The sequence below is a fragment of the Frigidibacter albus genome, from assembly GCF_009908165.1.
Taxonomy (GTDB): domain Bacteria; phylum Pseudomonadota; class Alphaproteobacteria; order Rhodobacterales; family Rhodobacteraceae; genus Frigidibacter; species Frigidibacter albus.
This window is the reverse complement of record NZ_JAAAUC010000007.1, coordinates 148,040-169,332: the sequence shown is the minus strand read 5'-3', so window position 1 is coordinate 169,332 and position 21,293 is coordinate 148,040. Positions and strand designations below refer to the sequence as shown.

The following is a 21,293-nucleotide window of genomic DNA, read 5'->3' as shown; positions in this document are numbered from 1 at the left end:
CAGCGCGGGGGCGTCAGATCCCGAGCGACTTCTTGCGCTTCATGACCCAGAGAATCGAGGGCACCGACGCGGCCGAAGAGACCAGCATCAGCATCAGCAGCGGGGTCGCGCCACTTTGCACGCTCAGCAGCGCGCCGGCCAGCGCCGCCAGCGCCGCACCGCCGCCGATGGTCATGGTGCCGCCAAGGCCAGAGGCAGTGCCGGCAAGCTCTGGCCGCACCGACATCATCCCGGCATTGGCATTGGGCAGCAGGAGCCCGTTGCCAAGCGCCATGAGACCGACAAAGGGGAAGAAGGTCAGCGGATGGCTGAGTCCGGCCAGATCCAGTGCCAGCGCCGCCCCCAGCGGCAGGGTCGAGACCACGGCGCCGGCCAACACCATCCGCTCTATCCCCAGCCGCACCGAGTAACGGCCGGAGAGGAAATTCCCAAGCGCATAGCCGATGGCGGGCGCGGCGAAGTAATACCCCACGGCGGCCGGGCTGAGACCGAACACCTCGGCCCCGACAAAGGGCGCGCCGCCGATATAGGCGAAGAAGGCGCCCGAGGAAGTGGTGGCCGCCAGCGCATAGCCCCAGAAGCGGCGCGAGGTCAGCAGTTCGGGATAGTGGCGCGCCTGATCGGCAAAGCTGCCGCTGCCGCGCCGCCCGGTCTCGCCCAGATCGGCCCAGACCAGCGCCAGCACCAGCAGGCCGCAGGCACCAAGGGTGATGAAGGTTGCCTGCCAGCCGAACACCTCGTCCAGCGCGCCGCCCGCAATCGGGCCCAGCATCGGTGCCAGCGACATGCCCATAGTGACATAGCCGATCATCGAGGCGGCCTGCGGCCCCGGCACCATGTCGCGCACCACCGCGCGGCTGAGCACGAGGCCGGTGACGACCGAGGCCTGCATCATGCGGAAGCCGAGGAAGACCCCGGCGGTCGGTGCCAGCAGCGTGCCAAGCGTCGCCAGCACGAAGATCGTCAGCGCGCAAAGGATCACCGGGCGGCGGCCGTAACGGTCCGACATCGGGCCGATCAGCAGTTGCACCACCGCCGACACCGCCAGATAGGCCGACACCGACAGCTGCATCACGCTGTACTCCACCCCGAAATCGCGGGCCATTCCGGGCAGCGAGGGCAGGAACATGTTCATGTTCAGCGCGCCAAGGCCCGAGAGCAGGACGAGGGTGGCGATATGGGGCGGAGTGGTCCGGTCAAGGAAGCGCGCGCGGGTCATGGCCGTATCGCTATGCGGTTGCGCGGGGCTTGTCCACGGCGTGCGCCCGGGACAGGGGAATCCGCCGGGCCGTCTGCCCCGCCGTGACGCGAAGAAGCGGGGGCCTCTGCCCCGCCCGAAACGAAGAAGCGGGGGCCTTCTGCCCCGCATGAAACAAGAAGCGGGGGGCCTTCTGCCCCCCGCGGCCCCCCGAGGATACTTGGAAAAGGCAAAGGAGGGGGCGCCGCGCTTGCGGGGAATCAGGCGGCGTGCGTAGCCTTGGCCAAACCGAGGGGGAGGTTCGTACGATGATCGAGGGTGACGTGAGAACGGCAGGGGCGGTGGGGGCCTCGCCGCTGCCCGAGGTGCAGCGGGTAGCGCTGGCCGATATCGGCGCGGTGCTGGCGGCGGGCTGGCGGGATTTCATCCGCGCGCCGCTGTACGGGCTGTTCTTTTCGGCGGTCTATGTGCTTGGCGGCGTGGTGATGTGGCAGGTCTACACCGCGGCGGGGGCGGAGTGGTGGCTGATCCCGGTCTTCGTCGGCTTCCCGCTGCTGGCGCCCTTCGCCGCGACCGGGCTCTATGAGGTCAGCCGGCGGCTGGAGGCGGGGCAGGCGCTGGACTGGCCTGGCGTGCTGGGGGTGGTCTTCGCGCAGCGCCAGCGGCAGGTGCCATCGATGGCGATGCTGATCCTTCTGATGTTCATGTTCTGGGTGTTCGTGGCGCACACGATCTTTGCGCTGTTCATGGGCCTATCGGCGATGACCAATGTGTCCTCCTCCTTCGAGGTGCTGTGGACGGGCAATGGCCTGATCATGCTGGCCGTCGGCAGCGCCGTCGGCGCGGGTTTCGCGGCGGTGCTGTTTTCGGTGACGGCCGGCGGGCTGCCGATGCTGCTGGAGCGTGAGGTGGATTTCGTCTCGGCGATGATCCGCAGCGTGCAGGCGGTGACGGCGAACCTGGCGGTGATGGCGGTCTGGGGTGCGGTGATCGCCGCGCTGCTGTTCGCGGCGATGGTGCCGATGTTCCTGGGGCTGTTCGTGGTGCTGCCGGTGCTGGGGCACGCGACCTGGCACATGTATCGGCGACTGCTGGGGGAGTGAGGGGTCAGGTCAGATCCCGCATCCCCGCCGACGTTTCGATCAGTGCCCGGTATCGCAGCCTTGGGCCCTGGACGATCACCGGCGGGCGATCGATGGCCAATCCGCGCAGCAGCGCCTCGACGGCGTTCGGGTCCGGGTGTTCCAGCGTGAACGAGGCCAGCCGCGCGCCCAGATCGGGGATGGTGGCGATATAGCTGGCGTCGCCCCGGTGGTCGATGATCGAGGGGGCGGCGCCGTCCAGCGGCAGCGAGCCGCCCTTGGGGATGGTGAAGGCGAAGCTTGGGTCCTCGGGCGGCAACGCGACGACCTCGCCGAAGATTGCTCCCTGCGCGGCGGCGACGGCCCCAAGCGCCTCGGTATTGGCGACCCAGCCGCGCAGGCGGCGGCCTTCCTCCCAGTCGGCCCGCACCTGCCTCTGGTCATCCAGCCCGAACCAGCGCGCCCGGCCCGGTGCCGTGCCCTCGGGGTCGAGGGCGACGATCTCCAGATAGACCGACCCGCCAAGTTGCAGACGGTGATTGTGGGTGCCCATGTAGGGATGCCGGCTGCCGAAGGGCAGGTCGAGGCCGAGGCAGTCCCGGACATGCGCTACACCTTCGGCCAAAGTGGGGGCGATCACGGTGAGGTGGTCGAGCTTCAACATGGTGGGAGCCTCCGAAAGCACTTAACAGAAAAGGGCGGCGCCCATTGGCACCGCCCTCGATCTTTTCGGCCGAGGCCCAAAGGGCCCGTCGCGCTTATTCCTGCGGAACCGGCGGGGCCAGTTTCGGGGTCACGCCATTGGCCAGCGGATCGTCCTGCCGCTGCACCGAGCCTTCGAAATGCGCGCCGCTTTCGATGGCGATGGTCTTGTGGATGATGTCACCCTCGACCCGCGCCGAGGAGGTCAGCCGCACCTTGAGCCCGCGCACCCGGCCGACGACGCGGCCGTTGACCACGATGTCATCGGCAACGATCTCGCCGCGGATGGTGGCGCTTTCGCCGACGGTCAGCAGATGGGCGCGGATATCGCCCTCGACCGTGCCTTCGATCTGGATGTCGCCGCTGGTCTTGATGTTGCCGGTGATCAGCAGGTCCGAAGACAGGACCGACGTGGCCGGCTTGACCTTGGGCGTGCTGGGAGGGGTGTAGTCCGACGAAGGGCGGGCCAACGCGGTTTCCGGGGCCTTGGGCTTGTCGGTCTCGGTCCCGGCAGTCTTGGGACCGGGTTCGTTGATCCTGCTTTTAGAAAACATCTCTTCCCGCCTTGATGAACGTCATGGGATTGACTGGTGTGCCGCCGGTGCGCACCTCGTAGTGAAGATGGGTGCCGGTGGAGCGTCCGGAGTTGCCCATATCACCGATCCGGTCCCCGCGCGAGACCCTATCCCCGGCCTTCACGCGGATTTGGGCCATATGGCCATAGCGCGTCTCGATGCCGAACTGGTGCTTGATGGTCACCAGGCGGCCGTAGCCCGACATCCAGCCGGCATGGCTGACGACGCCGTCGGCGGTGGCGTAGATCGGGGAGCCATAGGCGCCGGCGAAGTCGATCCCGGCATGGAGCCGGCCCCAACGCTGGCCGAAGGGCGAGGTGAAGCGGAAGGCCGATTGCAGCGGCATGGCCAGCGGCACACGCTCGGCGGCGATGCGGTAGACGTTGAGCCGGTCGAAGCCTTCCAGCAGCCTTGCGGCGCGGGCCTCTTCGGCGCTGGCGGTGGGGTCATTCTTGGCCGACATGGCGATCGGCGTCCACGGACCGCCCTGGCCCGAATAGCCGCTTTGCACCTGGCTGATCAGATCGTCGGGGTTCAGGCCCGCCGATTTGAACACCTTGTCGAGCGGGTCCATCGAGACGGTGATCGCGTCTTCGAGGGCATTGAAGATCTCGTCATTGCGCTCTTCCATCAGCCGTTTTTCATAGGCGATGGTTTCGGTCTCGGCGCGGCTGGCATCGGCCTCGGCGATCTTGGCGTCGCGTTCGGCTGCAGTCTCGCCAAGCGTGTCGGACAGGATGTCGAGCGTCGCCACCAGATCGCCGGTGCGGGCAAGTCCCGTCGCCTCGACCTCGCCGGCAAGGGCGGCGCTGGCCACCTTCGCCTCGGTGCGGGCGGCGTCGCGCTCGGTCATGGTGCGGCGCAGGGTGGTCTGGATCACGTCGATCCCGGTTTCGAGCTCGCGCCGCCGCTCTTCCGAGTCGAGCAGCGCCGATTGCATGGTCGAGACCTGCTGAAGCGCCACCGCGAAGCGTTCCTGCGCGGCGAGGGCTTCCTCGGCGCGGGCGTCGCGTTCGCGGGCGATGGTGTCGAGCCGGGTTTCATAGACCGATTGCTTGCGGGCGGCCTGATCGCGGGCACTGCCCGAGCCGATCGAATCCATCAGCAGGATCGCGGTGGCGATGATCGTCCAGGCGAGCACGAGCCCGCCCGAGGACAGGACCAGCGCCTGGGTCAGCGGCCGCAGCCGGATGAACCGTGTTTCGGTGTCGGAACGCAGGAACAGGCGTTGTTCCGGCAGGTGGCGCCCAAGCGCCGTGTTGACTCGGTGCAGTATCCGTTTCGGCACGCGCCCTTGTCCTTTATTGCCCTCATCCGAGACGGGGCTTAGCAACCGGGGGGGCGGCAGGGCAATCTTTTTGCGCGGGCGTGGCGGGATTGTCGCAGCTTCCCGCCGGTTTTGGGCGGAATGCCGCCGAAACGTGTAAGTATTCGGTTGATGAGGGGCGTGGGGCGAGGCCGGGGGGCTGTCTGCCCCGCCCCGTGAAGCGAAGAAGCGGGGGGCCTTCTGCCCCCCGCGGCCCCCCGAGGATATTTCCAAAAGGCAAAGGGGAAGGAGGGCACCCTTCGCCGGTCAGTCCGCGTCCTCCGTCAGGGGCCAGTAGAAGTCGGGCGGCAGGCCTGCCTCGGCCCGCTTTTCCTCGTTAAAGGGGGGCTTCAGGGTGCCGTGGAAGTAGCGGCGCACGAGGGTGTGGAACACCTCCTTGGGATCGCTGCCCTCGCGCCCGCAGAGCCAGTTGAACCACTTCGATCCATAGGCGACATGGCCGACCTCTTCGGCGTAGATCACTTGCAGGGCGGCGACGGTTTCCGCCTCGCCTGCCTTGGTGAAGATGTCGATCATCCCCGGGGTCACGTCGAGGCCCCGCGCCTCCAGAACCATCGGCACCACGGCGAGGCGGCCCTGCAGGTCGAGGGCGGTGTCCTCGGCCGCTTGCCACATGCCGGCATGGGCGGGCAGGGCGCCGTAGAAGCTGCCCATCGCCTCCAGCCGGTCGCAAAGCAGGTTGAAGTGCTTGGACTCCTCATCCGCCGCCTTCACCCAGTCATCGTAGAAGCCCATCGGCATCGGGTGGTGGCCGAAGCGGGCGATGATATCCCAGTGCAGGTCCACCGCGTTCAGCTCGATATGCGCGACGGCGTGGAGGAGCGCGATGCGGCCCTCCGGGCTGCCGGTGCGGCGGCGGGGCACGTCGCGGGGCGGCAGCAGGTCGGGCTTCACCGGCCGGGCGGGGCGGGGCGGCGGGCTGGCGGCGCCGATGGGGATAGGGGTGCCGGCGGCGCGCTCGGCAAACCAGCGCGCGGCATGGGCATGGCTGAGCGCGGTCTTGGCGCGGCCCTCGGCGGTGGAGAGGACCTCCACCGCCATTTCGGTCAATGTGGCGGCCGTCACGCCATCCTGCGCGCTCACAGCGCCAGTCTGCGCTTTCTGCGCGCTCACAGCGCCAGTCTGTGGATCCTGCGCGCTCACAGCGCGCGGGCCGCGTCCAGCACCTCGGCCGCATGGCCCGGCACCTTCACCTTACGCCAGATGCGGGCGATGTTGCCGGCGCCGTCGATCAGCACGGTGGTGCGCTCGATGCCCATGTAGGTCTTGCCGTACATGTTCTTCTCGGCCCAGACCCCATAGCGCTCGGCCGTGTCGGCGCCTTCGTCGGAGACGAGGATCACCCCCAGCCCGTGCCTGGCGCAGAACTTGTCATGCGCCTTGACGCTGTCCTTGGACAGGCCGATGACCAGCGTGCCCGCCGCCGCGAACTCCTGCTGCAGGCGCGAGAAATCCAGCGCCTCGGTGGTGCAGCCGGGGGTGTCGTCCTTGGGGTAGAAGTAGAGCACCACCTTTTGCGGGCGCAGGGCCGACAGCGTGACGGTGCCCGTCCCATCGCGCGGCAGGGTGAAATCCGGGGCCGGGGTGCCGGGCTCCAGTGTGGGCTTGGGGGAAGCGGTATCGATCATCTCGCCGTGATCCTTTGCGTGTCTGTTCGACTTCGGGTTTTAATGCAGGCGGGGCAAAGATAAAGGGCAAGCGGACCGGGGCGCGGGGTTTGCGCGTTCGAAGGCTATGGGCGAGGCGGACAGGGGCGGAATGACAGCGGGCGAGGATGAGCTGCGGGACGGGGGAGCGGACCGGCAGACGGCTGCGCTGCCGCCAGAGCCGCGCCGCCGCCGCCGCATCGGCCTTTGGCTGCTGCTGAGCCTGGCGCTGATCGTGGCCGCCTCGGGCTTTGGGGTGATGGCGCTGACCGGGCGGCCGATCCTGCTGCCGGTCTGGGCGGTGGAGCGGATCGAGGCGCGGATCAACCTTGCCATCTCCTCCCCAGAAGGCTCCGCCGCCGGAACACTGAAGCTTGGCGCCGTGGAGCTGCTGGTGGACGAGCGCTTCGTGCCGCGGGTGCGGCTGCGCGGGGTCGAGATCCGCTCGGGCGGGGTGCCGGTGGCGCTGCTGCCCGAACTGCGCGCCAGCTTCTGGCCCAAACCGCTGCTGCGCGGGCGGCTGGAGCCGCGCAGCCTGCGCATTTCGGGGGCGCAGGTGACGCTGCGGCGCGCGCCGGACGGGGCGCTGGACCTTGCGTTCATGCAGGGGGCGGCGGCGGGCGCGCGGCATATCGGATCCCTGCCCGAGGGGCTGGAGGCGCTGGAGCAGGTCTTTGCGCTGCCGGTGCTGGCCGGGATCGCGCGGATCGAGGCGGTTGACCTTGGCATCGTGCTGGACGACCAGCGCGCGGGCCAGCGCTGGATCGTGTCGAATGGCCGGTTGAGCCTGACGCAGGACATTTCCGAGTTGGCGATCGGCCTGTCATTCGAAGTGGCGGGCGAAGTGGCGGGCGAGGGCGAGGAGCCGGCCTCGGCCCAGCTGTCGTTGACCAGCTCCAAGACCGGGCCCGAGGCGAGTTTCGGGGCCACCGTCACCCGCGTTCCCGCCGCCGATCTGGCGGCGCAGGCCCCGGCACTGGCCTGGCTCGCGGTGCTGGATGCGCCGATTTCGGGCGCGTTCCGGTCGGGCGTCGATGCCGAGGGCCGGGTCGGCCAGATGGATGGCACGCTGGAGATCGGCGCCGGGGCGCTGCGGCCGGTGGAAGGCATCCGCCCGGTGGAGTTCGAGGGGGCGAAGCTGTATTTCGGCTATGACCCCGATGAGGCGGTGATCGAGTTCCGCGACATGACGGTGGAAAGCGCCGCGCTGCGGATGCGCGGCACCGCCCGTGCCTGGCTGCAGGGGATGGAGAGCGGCTTCCCGACCGGCCTGGTGGCGCAGGTGGCGCTGTCGGATCTGCGCGCCGATCCGCTGGGGCTGTTCGAGACTCCGGTCGCCTTTCAAAGCGGCGCGATGGACCTGAAGCTGACGCTGGATCCGTTCCAGCTGAACATCGGGCAGTTCGTGCTGGTGGATGAGGGCGGCCGCCGCATCGCCGCCGAGGGCACCGCCAGTGCCGATGCCGCAGGCTGGGAGATGGCGCTGGATGTGGCGCTGGACGCGGTGGCCCATGACCGGCTGATCGCGCTCTGGCCCGTCACGCTCGTGCCGGGGACGCGCCGCTGGATCGCCGAGAATGTGACCACGGGCGAGCTGTTCGACGTGCGCGCCGCCGTGCGCCTGAAGCCGGGGACCGAGCCGCGGATGTCGCTGGACTATGCCTTCCGCGGCGCCGAGGTGCGGGTGCTGAAGACCCTGCCGCCGGTGCAGGATGGCAGCGGCTATGCCACCATCGCGGGCAGTGCGCATACGCTGGTGGTAGACCGCGGCCATGTCGTCGCTCCCAATGGCGAGCCGGTGGACATGGCCGGGTCGGTGATGACGGTGCCCGATATCGAGCAAAAGCCGGCCCCGGTGGAGATCGTGCTGCGCACCGCCTCCACCATCAGCGCCGTGCTGTCGCTGCTGGACGAGCCGCCGTTCCGCCTGATGCAAAGGTCCGGGCGCGGCATCGACATTGCCGAGGGGCAGGCCGAGGCTGTCGCTAGGCTGAAGCTGACACTGGCAGAGCGGGTGCGGCCCGAGGATGTGGACTATGACGTGACCGCCAGGCTGACCGAGCTGCGGTCGGACAAAGTGGTGCCGGGGCGCGAGGTGCAGTCGGAGGGGCTCGATCTGCGGGCGACTCCGCAGGGCATGACACTGTCGGGGCCGGGCACGATTTCGGGCGTGCCGTTCCGCATGTCCTGGCGGCAGGAGTTCGGGCCCGCGCAGCAGGGCCGCTCGCGGCTGGAGGGCACGGTGGAGCTGTCGCCGCGGTTCCTGACGGCCTTTGGCATCGGGCTGCCGGAGGGCATGGTCCGGGGCGAGGGGATCGGGGACATCACCATCGATCTGGCGCCGGATACGCCGCCGGTGTTCCGGCTGCGGTCGGACCTGAACCGCGTGGCGCTGTCGATCCCGGAAATCGGCTGGGCGAAGGACGCGGCGCAGACCGGATCGTTGGACGTTTCGGGCCGCCTCGGCTCCCCGCCCGCGGTCGAGGCGCTGCGGATCGAGGCGGCGGGCCTGTCGGCCAGCGGTTCGGTCTCGCTGCAACCGGGCGGCGCGCTCGAGGCGGTGCGTCTGCCGCAGGTGCAGGTCGGTGGCTGGTTCGACGGCGGGGTGGAGCTGCGCGGGCGCGGGGCGGGGCGCGCGCCTGCCGTGGTCGTCACCGGCGGCAGCGCCGATCTGCGCCGGGCCGAGTTCGGAACCGGCGGGGGCGGGGGCGGGGTTGGCGACAGCCCGCCGATCCAGATCGCGCTGGACCGGCTGACCGTGTCGGAAACCCTGTCGCTGCAGCGGCTGCGCGGCGAGTTCTCGACCCAAGGCGGATTCTCCGGGCGCTTCACCGGGCTGGTCAATGGCGCGGCCGAGGTGTCGGGCACCGTGGCCCCGACGCGCGGCTCGGGCCGCACTGGCGTGCGGCTGCAATCGCAAGATGCGGGCGCGGTCTTCCGCGCCACCGGCATCTTCTCGCGCGCCCGGGGCGGGGTGATGGATCTGGTGCTGACGCCGCGGGGCAGCGGCAAGGGCAGCTATGATGGGCAGGTCGCCGTGCGCGACCTTCGGGTACAGGACGCGCCGGTGCTGGCGGAACTGCTCAGCGCGGTCAGCGTGATCGGCCTGCTGGAGCAACTGGGCGGCGAGGGACTGCTGTTCAACACCGTGGATGCCCGCTTCACCCTGTCGCCCGACCGGGTGGAGATCGTGGAAAGCGCCGCCATGGGCGCCTCGCTTGGTGTGTCGATGTCGGGGGTTTACGGGCTGAAAACGGGGCGGATGGAACTGCGGGGGGTTGTCTCGCCGATCTATCTCGTCAATGCCCTCGGCCAGATCGTCTCGCGCCGGGGCGAGGGGCTGTTCGGCTTCAACTACACCATCTCGGGCACGGCCAAGGCGCCGGCGGTTTCGGTCAACCCGCTGTCGATCCTGACGCCGGGGATCTTCCGCGAGATCTTCCGCAGCGATCCGCCCCGGGTCACGCAGTAAGGATGCATTCGTGAAGCTATCGGATTTCGACTTCCACCTGCCCGAGGCGCTGATCGCCACGCGGCCCGCCAAGCCGCGCTCCTCGGCGCGGCTGTTGCTGGCGGTGGGCGATGACATCGCCGACCGCAGCGTGGCGGACCTGCCCGATATCCTGCGCCCCGGCGACCGGCTGGTGCTGAACAATACGAAGGTGATCCCGGCCCGGCTGAACGGCACCCGCACTAGGCCGGGCGCGCAGGGCGAGGGCGTGGCGAAGATCGAGGTCACGCTGCTCGAGCCCATGCCGGGCGGCGGTTGGTCGGCGCTGGCCAAGCCGCTGCGCAAGCTCAAGCCGGGGGAGACTATACGTTTTTCGGACGCGCTGGCCGCCGAAGTGACGGGGATTGCCGAGGGCCGCCTGACGCTCGCCTTCAACTGCGCCGGCCCGGATTTCGACGCCGCGCTGGCCGAGACCGGCGACATGCCGCTGCCCCCCTATATCGCCGCGCTGCGCGCCCCCGATGCGCAGGACCGCGACGATTACCAGCCCATCTTCGCCCGCCATTCCGGCGCCGTTGCTGCCCCCACCGCCAGCCTGCATTTCGATGCCCCGCTGCTGGAGGCGCTGCGGGCGCGCGGGGTAGAGTTCACGGAAGTCACCCTGCACGTCGGCGCCGGCACCTTCCTGCCGGTGAAGGTGGACGATGTGGCGACGCACAGGATGCATGCCGAATGGGGCGAGGTCACCCCTGCCGCCGCCGCCGCGATCAACGCCACCCGCGCGGCCGGTGGCCGGGTGATCCCCGTCGGCACCACCGCGCTGCGGCTGATCGAAAGCGCGGCGGATGCGGGCGGCGTGCTGCATCCCTGGCAGGGCAGCACCGACATCTTCATCTATCCGGGCTACCGCTTCCGGGTGACGGACGCGCTGATGACCAACTTCCACCTGCCCAAGAGCACGCTGTTGATGCTGGTTTCCGCGCTGATGGGACAGGATCGCATCCGCCGCATTTACGAGCACGCCACAAACAGCGGCTACCGCTTCTTCTCATATGGCGATGCCTCGCTGCTGATGCCCGGCCCGCGGGACGCCGACTGACCCGCCGCCGCTGCATTTGCTTTTCACCCCGCCCTCGCGTAGCTCTGGGGGCCTTCTTGCCAGAGGCTGACGATGTTCGAGGTTCTGCGAAATTCATGGGCGCTGCTGCTTGGCGTGATGCTGTTCATGCTGGGCAACGGCATGCAGGGCACGCTTCTGGGCATCCGCGGCGGCATCGAGGGATTCTCGACCCTGCAGATGTCGGTCGTCATGTCGGCCTATTTCGCCGGCTTCCTGTTCGGCAGCCGGATGACGCCCGAGCTCATCCGCCGTGTCGGCCATGTGCGGGTGTTCGCGGCGCTTGGATCTTTGATCTCGGCGGTGCTGGTGATGTATGCCGTGGCGCCCGACTGGATCGCCTGGACACTGATGCGGGTGGTGATCGGGTTCAGTTTTTCCGGTGTCTACATCACTGCGGAAAGCTGGCTCAACAACGCCTCGACCAACGAGAACCGCGGGCAGGCGCTGTCGGCCTACATGATCGTGCAGATGATCGGCATCATCGCCGCGCAGGGGCTGATGGCCTTTGGCGATCCGTCGGGGTTCATCCTGTTCGTGATCCCCTCGGTGCTGGTGTCGCTGGCCTTCACCCCGATCCTGCTGAGCGCGGGGCAGGCCCCGGCTTTCGAGTCGACCAAGCCGCTGAGCTTCCGCCGGCTGTATGAAGCCTCGCCGCTTGGCTGCGTCGGCATGTTCCTGGTGGGCGGCATCTTCGCCGCGCTCTGGGGCATGGCCTCGGTTTTCGGCACGCAGGCGGGGATGACGGTGCCGCAGATCTCGCTGTTCATCGCGGCGATCTATCTGGGCGGGCTGGTGCTGCAATATCCCATCGGCTGGGCCTCGGACCGGATGGACCGGCGCAAGCTGATCGTGGCGATGACGCTGGTGGCGGCGGCGGTGATGATCGTGCCGGTGCTGGTCGACGTGCCGTTCAGCGTGCTGCTGGTGGTGGCGATGGTGGCAGGGGGCGTGTCCAACCCGCTCTATTCGCTGCTGGTCGCCTATACGAACGACTTTCTGGACAATTCCGACATGGCGGCGGCCTCGGCGGGCCTTCTGTTCATCAACGGCCTTGGCGCCATCGGCGGCCCGCTGCTGACCGGCTGGATCATGGCGCAGATGGGGCCCTCGGGGTTCTTCCTGTATATCGCCGCGCTGATGCTGCTGCTGGCGGCCTATGCCGGCTACCGGATGACGCGGCGCCCCGCGCTGGCGTCCGACCAGACCGGCGCCTTTGCCGCGCTGTCGCCCACCGCCTCGTCGCTGGCGGTGGAGGCCGCGCTTGGCGCCGCGCAAGAGGGTGGCCCGCAGAACCCCGATCCGGGCGGGGAGGCAGAGGCTGCTGCCGAGATCGCGGCCGAGTCGGGCGCGCCCGAGCCGGATCTTACCTCCGATCCCGGGTTTGATCCCGAGCGCCCGACCGGGGAGCCGGAGCGCGGCTGACCGCGGCTCCGGCTCTGGCCATCCCCGCCCCGCTCTGTCAGGCTGGCTCTGCGCAACAGGACGGAGACGGACATGGCAAGCACCCAGGACATTCTCGCCTATTGGGCGGGCATCGGGCCGGCGGGCTGGTATGCGGTGGACCCTGCGCAGGACGCACAGATCCGGGAGGCCTTCCTGCCCGACTGGGAGGCGGCATTGGCCGGGGAGCGCGAGCACTGGGCGGACGGGACCGAGGGCAGCCTTGCCTATCTGATCCTGACCGACCAGTTCCCGCGCAACATGTTCCGCGGCGACGGGCGCAGCTTTGCCACCGATGGACAGGCGCTGGCCGCGGCCCGCATTGCCACCGATGCCGGCTGGGACAGCGGCGTTGCCGAACCGCTGCGGCAGTTCTTCTACCTGCCCTTCATGCATTCCGAGGCGCTTGCCGATCAGGCCCGCTGCCAGGAGCTGGTGGCCGCGCGGATGCCGGAAACCGGCGCCAGCACGCTGCAGCACGCCCGCGCCCATGCGCTGGTGATCGAACGCTTCGGCCGCTTCCCCTATCGCAACGGCGCTTTGGGGCGCGAGACGACCGAGGCCGAGGCGGCGTTTCTGGCCGAGGGCGGCTATGGCGCGGCGCTGCGCGAGGTGCAGGCCGTGGATGGCGCATAAGCCGCATGTGCAGCGGCGTTGAACCGAGTCCAGAAATAGTTTAAGGCCAAACTATCTTCGCAGCAGGAGGAAGACATGGCGGCCCAGACATTCGACATGATCGTGATCGGCGCCGGCCCGGGCGGCTATGTGGCCGCCATCCGCGGCGCGCAGCTGGGGATGAAGGTCGCCATTGTCGAGCGCGAGAGCCTCGGCGGCATCTGCCTCAACTGGGGCTGCATTCCGACCAAGGCGCTGCTGCGCTCGGCCGAGGTGTTCCACCTGATGCACCGCGCCAAGGAATTCGGGCTGAAGGCCGAGGGGATCTCGTTCGACCTTGCCGAGGTGGTGAAACGCTCGCGCGGGGTGGCGAAGCAGCTGTCCTCGGGCATCGCGCACCTGATGAAGAAGAACAAGATCACCGTGTTCATGGGCACGGCGACGATCCCGGCCAAGGGCAAGGTCAGCGTCAAGACCGACAAGGGCACCGAGGATCTGGCGGCGAAATCCATCGTGCTGGCCACTGGCGCGCGCGGCCGCGAGCTGCCGGGGCTGGAGCCGGATGGCGACCTCGTCTGGGGCTACCGCGATGCGCTGGTGGCCAAACGCATGCCGAAGAAGCTGCTGGTGATCGGCTCGGGCGCCATCGGCATCGAATTCGCCAGTTTCTTCAACACGCTTGGCGCCGACACCACGGTGGTCGAGGTGATGGACCGCCTGCTGCCGGTCGAGGATGCCGAGATTGCCGGTTTTGCGAAGAAGCAGTTCGTGAAGCAGGGCATGAAGATCCTGGAAAAGACCACGGTCAAGAAACTGGACCGCACCCCCGGCAAGGGCGTCATCGCGCATCTGGAAAGCGCCGGCAAGACCGAGACCGCCGAGTTCGACACGGTGATTTCTGCCGTCGGCATCGTCGGCAATGTCGAAGGGCTGGGGCTGGAGACGCTTGGCGTGAAGATCGACCGCAGCCATGTGGTGACGGACGAGTTCTGCCGCACCGGCGTCGACGGGCTCTATGCCATCGGCGACATCGCCGGCGCGCCCTGGCTGGCGCACAAGGCCAGCCATGAAGGCGTGATGGTGGCTGAGCTGATCGGCGGCGGCCATCCGCATCCGATCAAGCCGGGCTCCATCGCCGGCTGCACCTATTGCCAGCCGCAGATCGCCAGCGTCGGCATGACCGAGGCCAAGGCGAAAGAGGCGGGGCTGGACATCCGCGTCGGCCGCTTCCCTTTCATCGGCAATGGCAAGGCGATTGCCCTGGGCGAGGCGGAAGGGCTGGTCAAGACCATCTTCGACGCCAAGACCGGCGAGCTGCTGGGGGCCCACATGGTCGGCGCCGAAGTGACCGAGCTGATCCAGGGCTATGTGATCGGCCGCACGCTGGAGACGACCGAGGCGGAACTGATGCAGACGGTGTTCCCGCACCCGACGCTGAGCGAGATGATGCACGAATCGGTGCTGGACGCTTACGGGCGCGCGATCCACTTCTGAGGCAAGGGAGGGGGCCTTCTGCCCCCTCTTGGCCTTCGGCCAATTCACCCCCGAGGATATTTTCGCCAGCAAGAAGCCGGCAGGGTTTTGGGTGCCGTCAGCGTTTGGCCAGCGGGTGATGGTCCATGACCAGCGCGGTCAGGCGTTCGTCGAGCACATGGGTGTAGATCTCTGTCGTGGCGAGGTCGGCATGGCCCAGCATCAGCTGGATCGCGCGCAGGTCGGCGCCGCCTTCCAGCAGATGCGTCGCGAAGGCGTGGCGCAGCACGTGCGGGGTGACGCGGGAGGGGTCGAGCCCGGCGCGCAGGGCGATATCCTTCAAGAGCGTGAAGAAGCCCTGCCGCGTCAGGTGCCCGTCCTTGCCGCGGGCCGGGAACAGGTGGCGCGTGGGCGGGGTGCGTTTCGCCACGCGCGCCGCCTCTTCGGCCGCATCGCGCGCCTTCAGCCAGTCCGCCAGCGCCGCCCGGGCGGGGCCGGACAGTGGCACCAGCCGTTCCTTGCCGCCCTTGCCGCGCACCAGCAGCATCTTCGGATCGCCGCGCGCGGCAGAGACGGGCAGCGTGACCAGCTCCGTCACCCGCATGCCGGTGGCGTAGAGCAGTTCCATCAGGCAGGTGCTGCGCAGGCGGTCCTCGGGGCTCTTGCCGGTCTCGCGCGCGGCGGTCAGCAGGGCGCCGACCTCGGCCTGGGTGAGAGTCGCCGGCAACCGCCGGTCCTTGCCGGGGCCGGAGAGGCGGATGGCGGGGTTGTCCTCGCGCCAGCCTTCCTCATGCGCGAATCGGTACATCTGCCGGATCGAGGCCAGACGGCGGGCGCGGGTTGACTTGGACAGGCCCTCCGCCTCGCAGCGCACCAGATAGTCCTCCACCGCCTCGCGGGGCGCGGCGGCGAAGTGCAGGCCGCGATGCGCAAGGAAGGCGGCGAAATCCTTCAGGTCGCGGCCATAGGCCAGCCTTGTGTTGATGGCGGCATCATGTTCGGCCGCCTGTGCCTCGAGGAAGGCCGAGATCCACATCTCCATCGGCCGGTTGGCGGAGGGATGCGTCACCCCCGCCGCTCCAGCAGCATCAGTTCCAGCGCGGCGCGGCGGGCAGGGGTTTCGAGCCCGGCCTTGCGCAGAGCGGTCAGGCCCGAGGTGACGCGGCGCAGATCGCCGCGCGCGCCTTCGGTCACATCGTCGATCGCCATCAGCAGCGCTTCGCCCAGACGGTTGCCCTCGAACAGCGGCGCATATTCGTCGCTCAACGGGGCGTCTTCGGAAAATCCGGCCCGGATCGCGGCGCCCATCTGGTCTGGCTGCACGAGGCGCGTCACGTCGCCCTTTGCCAGCCCGATCAGGAACGCCTCCACCCCGTCCTGCGGGGCACGCGCGGCGGCGACCGTTTCATAGGCCGGCGACAGCAGGCCGATACGGAAGGCAAGCTGGCCGTCGCGGCCCTTCAGCGGCAGCGCCGCCAGCCGCTCGCCATAAAGCTCGGCGAAGGGCACCTCGAGTTCGGCCTGCACCATCTGCTCCCAGGCGGGGCGCAGCGCTTTGGCGATGGCATCGGCACCGCCCTCTGCCATCGCCGCTTCCAGCGCCTGCACCGCCGCCACCCGGTCCCAGACCCCGCCCGAGGCGGCGGGACCGCGCTCGGTGTAGAGCCCCAAGAGTTGGTTCGGGCCGATGGCGCCCGACCGTGCCAGCCGCTCGCCCGCCTCGATCCTTGTCTTCCAGCCAGAGTTGGAGCGCAGGTCGGATTGCGCGAAGGCCAGCGGCAGGGTGGTGGTGGACATCGGCTGGCCCACCGCCTCCATCAGCCGCAGCACCAGCGGCGAGGGGCGGGCGGGCAGCGGCAGATCCTCGGCGCCGTCGGCGAGTTCCGGGTCGAGGAAGCGGGCCAGCAGGGTGCCGGTTTCCGCGTCGATATGGCCAAGCGCCTCGCCGGTGGACAGGGTCAGCGCCGCGGCGTTCCAGTCGCCGCCGCGGGCAAGGCAGAAGATCCGCGCCGGGAAGGTCGGGGCCACCTGCGGGGTTGCGCGCATCGTCTCGCAGGCGCGGTCCTCCTCGCCGATCAGCAGGGCCACGTCGAACCAGCGGCGGAAGGGTTCCGGCGTGGGGTCATCGGGCAGTTCCAGCAGCGCCAGCGCCGGGTCGAGCGCGCCGAGGTCCAGAAGCTTGTCGACGCGCGCCAGGAACAACTGGCCGCTGCCATCGGCATCGAGCGGCGGGTCGAGTTCCGCAAGCAGCAGCGCATAGAGCAGCGACTGGATCGCCGGCAGCGTATCCGCCCGTTCGGCCCGGATGATGCGGGCAAGATCCAGCGTCGGCGTTTCCCCCCAGAGTGCCTTAGGCAGCCCCGCCCGCTGCGCCGGCGTCAGGCCAAGCGCATCGAGCGTGGTGCCGCCAAGCGGGGTCACGGTGATGGATTCGGGCGCCGCCCCGGTCGAGACCGCGGGCTCTGGTGGCCGTGGGGCGGGCAGGGCGACAGGCGTGGCCGCCACCGATTGCGACAGCCAGTCGATCGCCGACATCGGCGCGTCCTGCGCGGCGGCGGCGCTGCCCAGAAGTGCGGCGAGCCCGGCTGCGATGATGTGCTTAGCTGCCTGCATTCAGCTCCACCGGCTTGCGGGTTTCACTCGGCGCGGGCGTCAGATCGCCCAGATAGGCAAAGCCGATCAGCCCGATGGCCCCAAGCACCGCCAGCACCGCCACCGCCTTCAGAATTCGCCCCATACCGATCTGCCCTTTTCTTGTTCGCCCCGAGTCTGTCCTCCGCGCCATAAGGCGGGGCGGCGCAGGGGCACCATTGGTTTTATATATGGCTTTTCCGCCCTGTTCACGCCATTCAGGGCGGAAAGTTGCCGGGGCCGCGAAATAGCTGCAGGGCCGGCGGGAAAGCGCGGGCGCGCCGCGGACAAACGGGACAAAACGGGGAAAACACTCGCGGTGAAGGCACGGTTGCGCAAGACGGTGGTGCTGGTGGGCATGATGGGCGCGGGCAAGACGGCGGTGGGCAATGCCCTCGCGCGGGCCCTGTCGCTGCCTTTTCTCGACTCGGACGAAGAGATCGAGCGTGCCGCCAACCGCTCGGTGGCCGAGATTTTCGCCCGCGACGGCGAATCGTTCTTCCGCGATAAGGAATCGCAAGTGATCCGCCGGCTGCTGACCGGCAAGCCCTGCGTGCTGTCCACCGGCGGCGGGGCGTTTCTCGCGGAGACCAACCGCAAGGCGATTGCGGAAAAGGGCGTGTCCGTCTGGCTGAAGGCGGATCTGGAGCTGCTGTGGCAGCGGGTGCGGCACAAACCCTCGCGCCCCTTGCTGCGCACGCCGGACCCGAAGGGCACGCTGGCGGCGCTGCTGGAGGCGCGGGCGCCGATCTATGCGCTGGCCGATATGACGGTCGAGGCGCGGGCCGAGTATTCCATCGACGAGATGACGGCGCGGGTGATCGACGCTTTGGCGGCGCATCCGGGGCTGCTGGACAAGGGATGATGCCGATGGGGATGATGCCGATGCCGATGCCGATGCCGATCCAAACCGTGGCCGTCGATCTGGGCGCGCGCAGCTATGAGGTGCGCATCGGTGCCGGCCTCTTGGCGCGCGTGGGGGCCGAGATCGCGCCGCTGCTGCGCCGGCCCCGAGTGGCCGTGCTGACCGATGAGAATGTCGCCGCGCTGCATCTGGACGCGCTGCGCGAGGGGCTTGGCGACATCCAGATGACCGCGCTGGCACTGCCGCCGGGCGAGGGGACCAAGGGCTGGCCGGAGTTTTCGCGCGCCGTCGAATGGCTGCTGGCCGAGAAGGTAGAGCGTCGGGATATCGTCATTGCGCTTGGCGGCGGGGTGATCGGCGATCTGGCCGGGTTCGCCGCTGCCGTACTGCGCCGGGGTGTGCGCTTCGTGCAGATCCCGACCTCGCTGCTGGCGCAGGTGGACAGCTCGGTCGGCGGCAAGACCGGCATCAACTCGCCCCACGGCAAGAACCTGATCGGCGCGTTTCACCAACCCTCACTGGTGCTGGCCGACATCGGCCTGCTGGCGACTCTGCCGCCGCGCGACTTCCTCGCCGGCTATGGCGAGGTGGTGAAATACGGGCTGCTGGGGGATGCTCGATTCTTCGACTGGCTGGAGGCGAACGGGCCGGCGCTGGCGGCGGGGGACGCCGCGCTGCGCCAATACGCCGTGCATCGGTCGGTGGAGATGAAGGCAGCCATCGTCAGCCGGGACGAGACGGAGGAGGGCGAGCGCGCATTGCTGAACCTCGGCCACACCTTCTGCCACGCCCTCGAATCCGCCACCGGCTATGGCCCGCGGCTGCTGCATGGCGAGGGCGTGGCCATCGGCTGCGCGCTGGCCTTCGAGGTCAGCCAGCGGCTTGGCCTGTGCTCGCAAGAGGCGCCGAGCCGGGTGCGCGCCCATCTGCGCGCCATGGGCATGAAGACCGACCTTGCCGATATTGGGGGCGATCTGCCGGATGCCGATGGCCTGCTGGCGCTGATGGCGCAGGACAAGAAGGTGCAGGACGGCAAGCTTCGCTTCATCCTCGCCCGCGGCATCGGTGAGGCCTTTGTGGCGGACGGCGTCGATCTGGGCGTGGTGCGGGGCGTGCTGGCCGAGGGGCTGCGCGGGCGCTGACGCCACGCAGTGCTGCCGCCAAGGAAACCCAAGGCTCCGGTAGCACAAACAATACGCAACCTGCCGCCAACTCATTAAGGGAAGAACGTTTTTCCTTTAGGGTGCTGTCACGGCTATGGCACTTTCTCCCTCTACCCGTTAGTGGCCCGAGGACCTTCAGGCTGCAGCGCGACCTCATGAACTCAAGGTAGGACCAGATGAAGTACCGCCCGGATATTGACGGCCTTAGAACGCTCGCGGTGCTACCCGTTGTGCTGTTTCACGTCGGAGTGCCGGGCTTTCCAGGCGGGTTTGTCGGGGTTGACGTGTTCTTCGTGATCAGCGGATATCTGATCTCGACGATCCTGATCTCGGAGATATCGGCCGGAAAGTTCAGTCTCTCCCGCTTCTACGAACGCCGGATCCGCCGCATCTTCCCCGCATTGCTGGCGATGGTCGCCTTTGTTCTCATCGCCTCTCCGCTCGCGTTGCTGCCGAGCCAGTTCGAGTCGCTGTGGCAGGAGGGGCTCGGTGCGATACTGTTCGTAGCGAATATCGTGTTCTGGTCTCAGGCTGGCTACTTTTCAGCAGATTCGCATGAGAAGCCATTGCTGCACACTTGGTCCTTGGGCGTTGAAGAGCAGTTCTACATTTTCGCGCCACTCGTCCTATGGGCGATACTGTTCTACGTGCCGCGATATGCCCGGGCGATTGTGCTTTTGACCCTTGTGGCATCGCTGGCTCTTTGTGTCGTGGTGACACCTATCAGCCAAAATTCTGCATTCTATATGTTGCCCACCAGGGCATGGGAGCTTCTTGCTGGGACGTTGCTGGCACTTGGCATGCCCGGACGGTTTGCCCACCCCCGCGTCCGTGAGGCCGCCGCGCTGGTGGGTGTGGCGCTTTTGGCCGTCTCTGTATTCACCTTTTCCGACGCCATGGCGTTCCCTGGTATGCTGGCAATCGCGCCGGTACTGGGGGCCGTGCTGCTGATCCATTCGGCAGAGGGGACTGCCGTAGGCGCGGTGCTCTCGCGCACGCCAGTGGTGTTCGTCGGCAAGCTTTCATATTCGCTGTACCTTTGGCATTGGCCGCTGGTCGTATTCGCGCAGGACTGGGGCTGGATGGAGGGCCCCGTGGGGCAGGTAGGGGTGCTGACAGCGTCATTCACCGCAGCCTGGCTTTCATGGCGTTTCGTCGAGGGGCAGACCCGCGACAGACTGGTGCTGCCGACGCCACGCCTCTTGCGCGGTGTAGGCATTACGGCGGCAGCGGTCATTGCGGTCAACCTCGTGTATAGCCAGCTTGACGGCTGGCCTGCGCGCCTCCCGGCTGACTTGCGAGGGTTCGACCTGGCCCGTGAGGATATCAGTCCGCACCGCGACCGCTGTCACATCTCATCAGGGTCACCCGATCCTGCTGCCGCCTGCGTGTTGGGCGATGGGGCCGGGGCCGAAAGCGTTCTGCTTTGGGGCGATAGTCACGGGGTGGAGATATCTCAGGCCTTAGCTGAGCAGGGTGTCCGTACGAGGACCATCACCTACTCCTCATGCCCGCCCGCTCTGGGGAGCGAGCGTGATGATCGTCCGAATTGTCGCGAGCACAATGATCAGGTTCTGGACTATGTGCTCGATCAGCCAGAGGTCGAGAGCGTCATCCTGGTGGCGTACTACAACAACCCTGCGATCTATGCTGGCGTATCGCGCGCTGCAGATGCGCTGCTGGCAGGCGGCAAGGCGGTCTATGTCGTCGGCCCCACGCCCTCGCCCGGAGAAGATGTTCCAACCCGCCTAGCCTCGGGCGGCGCAACAATTTTCGATTTCGCGGGGCCTGAACGGGCCGAGGTCGCCCGGCATTTCGATCCGCGAGTGCGGATCGTTATGCCCTCTGACTTCATGTGTAGCACAGGAACCTGCAGGTTGCTGACGGAGGCTGGTGCGCCGATTCTGTTCGACGGCCATCACCCCAGTATGAGCGGGGCGCGACTTATCGCGGACCATCTTGTTGCGATGTTGCCGCAAGGTTTGGCTGCGCAGAATAACTGACT

General features: G+C 68.2%; 18 protein-coding genes. 9 read left to right on the top strand and 9 right to left on the bottom strand.

Annotation, left to right across the window (positions count from 1 at the left end; translation table 11 throughout):
- Positions 1-13 precede the first annotated feature (13 nt).
- On the bottom strand, positions 14-1,219 hold the full coding sequence (locus GVY41_RS12475) for a multidrug effflux MFS transporter (protein WP_161346786.1): 1,206 nt from the start codon (positions 1,217-1,219) through the stop codon (positions 14-16).
- A 287-nt stretch (positions 1,220-1,506) separates the two neighbouring features.
- On the opposite strand from GVY41_RS12475, the gene GVY41_RS12470 reads away from it, so the two are divergent.
- Positions 1,507-2,301: a DUF2189 domain-containing protein gene (locus tag GVY41_RS12470; protein WP_161346787.1), complete on the top strand. Its 795-nt coding sequence runs from the start codon at positions 1,507-1,509 to the stop codon at positions 2,299-2,301.
- A gap of 4 nt (positions 2,302-2,305) precedes the next feature.
- Here GVY41_RS12470 and GVY41_RS12465 read toward each other — a convergent pair whose 3' ends face one another.
- From GVY41_RS12465 to GVY41_RS12445, 5 genes are all read right to left on the bottom strand, one after another.
- Positions 2,306-2,944: a VOC family protein gene (locus GVY41_RS12465; RefSeq protein ID WP_161346789.1), complete on the bottom strand. Its 639-nt coding sequence runs from the start codon at positions 2,942-2,944 to the stop codon at positions 2,306-2,308.
- Positions 2,945-3,038: 94 nt separating this feature from the next.
- Positions 3,039-3,536 carry a bactofilin family protein gene (locus GVY41_RS12460; RefSeq protein WP_161346792.1) on the bottom strand — a complete coding sequence of 166 codons (498 nt, stop codon included), beginning with the start codon at positions 3,534-3,536 and terminating at the stop codon, positions 3,039-3,041.
- Entirely contained in the window at positions 3,526-4,845 is a 1,320-nt protein-coding gene (locus tag GVY41_RS12455; protein ID WP_161346794.1) for a M23 family metallopeptidase, read from the bottom strand. The genes GVY41_RS12460 and GVY41_RS12455 overlap by 11 nt, the downstream gene beginning before the upstream one ends.
- A 285-nt stretch (positions 4,846-5,130) precedes the next feature.
- Positions 5,131-5,925 (bottom strand): ferritin-like domain-containing protein, encoded by a 795-nt coding sequence (locus GVY41_RS12450; RefSeq protein WP_161347091.1) that lies wholly within the window; start codon positions 5,923-5,925, stop codon positions 5,131-5,133.
- Positions 5,926-6,023: 98 nt separating this feature from the next.
- Positions 6,024-6,512, bottom strand: coding sequence for a peroxiredoxin (locus GVY41_RS12445; RefSeq protein ID WP_161346796.1), 489 nt, complete (start codon positions 6,510-6,512; stop codon positions 6,024-6,026).
- Positions 6,513-6,642: 130 nt separating this feature from the next.
- On the opposite strand from GVY41_RS12445, the gene GVY41_RS12440 reads away from it, so the two are divergent.
- The 5 genes from GVY41_RS12440 to lpdA all read left to right on the top strand — a co-directional run bounded on the left by GVY41_RS12440 (position 6,643) and on the right by lpdA (position 14,650).
- Complete coding sequence (locus GVY41_RS12440; protein ID WP_161346798.1) at positions 6,643-10,002, top strand: AsmA-like C-terminal region-containing protein; 3,360 nt, start codon at positions 6,643-6,645, stop codon at positions 10,000-10,002.
- 10 nt (positions 10,003-10,012) lie between these two features.
- A complete protein-coding gene (gene queA, locus GVY41_RS12435; protein ID WP_161346800.1) occupies positions 10,013-11,080 on the top strand; it encodes a tRNA preQ1(34) S-adenosylmethionine ribosyltransferase-isomerase QueA in 1,068 nt (355 codons plus the stop codon).
- 72 nt (positions 11,081-11,152) lie between these two features.
- The gene (locus GVY41_RS12430; protein WP_161346802.1) at positions 11,153-12,523 is read left to right on the top strand and encodes an MFS transporter; all 1,371 of its coding nucleotides are present in this window, start codon (positions 11,153-11,155) and stop codon (positions 12,521-12,523) included.
- A 72-nt stretch (positions 12,524-12,595) separates the two neighbouring features.
- Positions 12,596-13,177, top strand: coding sequence for a DUF924 family protein (locus GVY41_RS12425; protein ID WP_161346804.1), 582 nt, complete (start codon positions 12,596-12,598; stop codon positions 13,175-13,177).
- A 75-nt stretch (positions 13,178-13,252) separates the two neighbouring features.
- Positions 13,253-14,650, top strand: a complete 1,398-nt coding sequence (gene lpdA, locus GVY41_RS12420; protein ID WP_161346806.1) for a dihydrolipoyl dehydrogenase — start codon at positions 13,253-13,255, stop codon at positions 14,648-14,650.
- A gap of 97 nt (positions 14,651-14,747) precedes the next feature.
- Here the strand turns inward: lpdA and GVY41_RS12415 are convergent, their stop codons facing one another.
- Genes GVY41_RS12415 through GVY41_RS20110 form a run of 3 tightly spaced genes read right to left on the bottom strand, consistent with a single transcriptional unit; the run spans position 14,748 to position 17,366 of the window.
- Positions 14,748-15,671 carry a tyrosine recombinase gene (locus GVY41_RS12415; protein WP_161347093.1) on the bottom strand — a complete coding sequence of 308 codons (924 nt, stop codon included), beginning with the start codon at positions 15,669-15,671 and terminating at the stop codon, positions 14,748-14,750.
- Positions 15,672-15,694: 23 nt separating this feature from the next.
- On the bottom strand, positions 15,695-17,242 hold the full coding sequence (locus GVY41_RS12410; RefSeq protein WP_161346808.1) for a hypothetical protein: 1,548 nt from the start codon (positions 17,240-17,242) through the stop codon (positions 15,695-15,697).
- On the bottom strand, positions 17,229-17,366 hold the full coding sequence (locus tag GVY41_RS20110) for a hypothetical protein (protein WP_163535490.1): 138 nt from the start codon (positions 17,364-17,366) through the stop codon (positions 17,229-17,231). The genes GVY41_RS12410 and GVY41_RS20110 overlap by 14 nt, the downstream gene beginning before the upstream one ends.
- A 213-nt stretch (positions 17,367-17,579) precedes the next feature.
- Between GVY41_RS20110 and GVY41_RS12405 the strand changes: the two genes are divergently transcribed.
- From GVY41_RS12405 to GVY41_RS12395, 3 genes are all read left to right on the top strand, one after another.
- A complete protein-coding gene (locus GVY41_RS12405) occupies positions 17,580-18,125 on the top strand; it encodes a shikimate kinase (RefSeq protein ID WP_229726051.1) in 546 nt (181 codons plus the stop codon).
- A gap of 32 nt (positions 18,126-18,157) precedes the next feature.
- Positions 18,158-19,267 (top strand): 3-dehydroquinate synthase, encoded by a 1,110-nt coding sequence (gene aroB / locus GVY41_RS12400; RefSeq protein ID WP_161347097.1) that lies wholly within the window; start codon positions 18,158-18,160, stop codon positions 19,265-19,267.
- 197 nt (positions 19,268-19,464) lie between these two features.
- A complete protein-coding gene (locus GVY41_RS12395; protein WP_161346810.1) occupies positions 19,465-21,291 on the top strand; it encodes an acyltransferase family protein in 1,827 nt (608 codons plus the stop codon).
- The last annotated feature ends 2 nt before the right edge of the window (positions 21,292-21,293 follow it).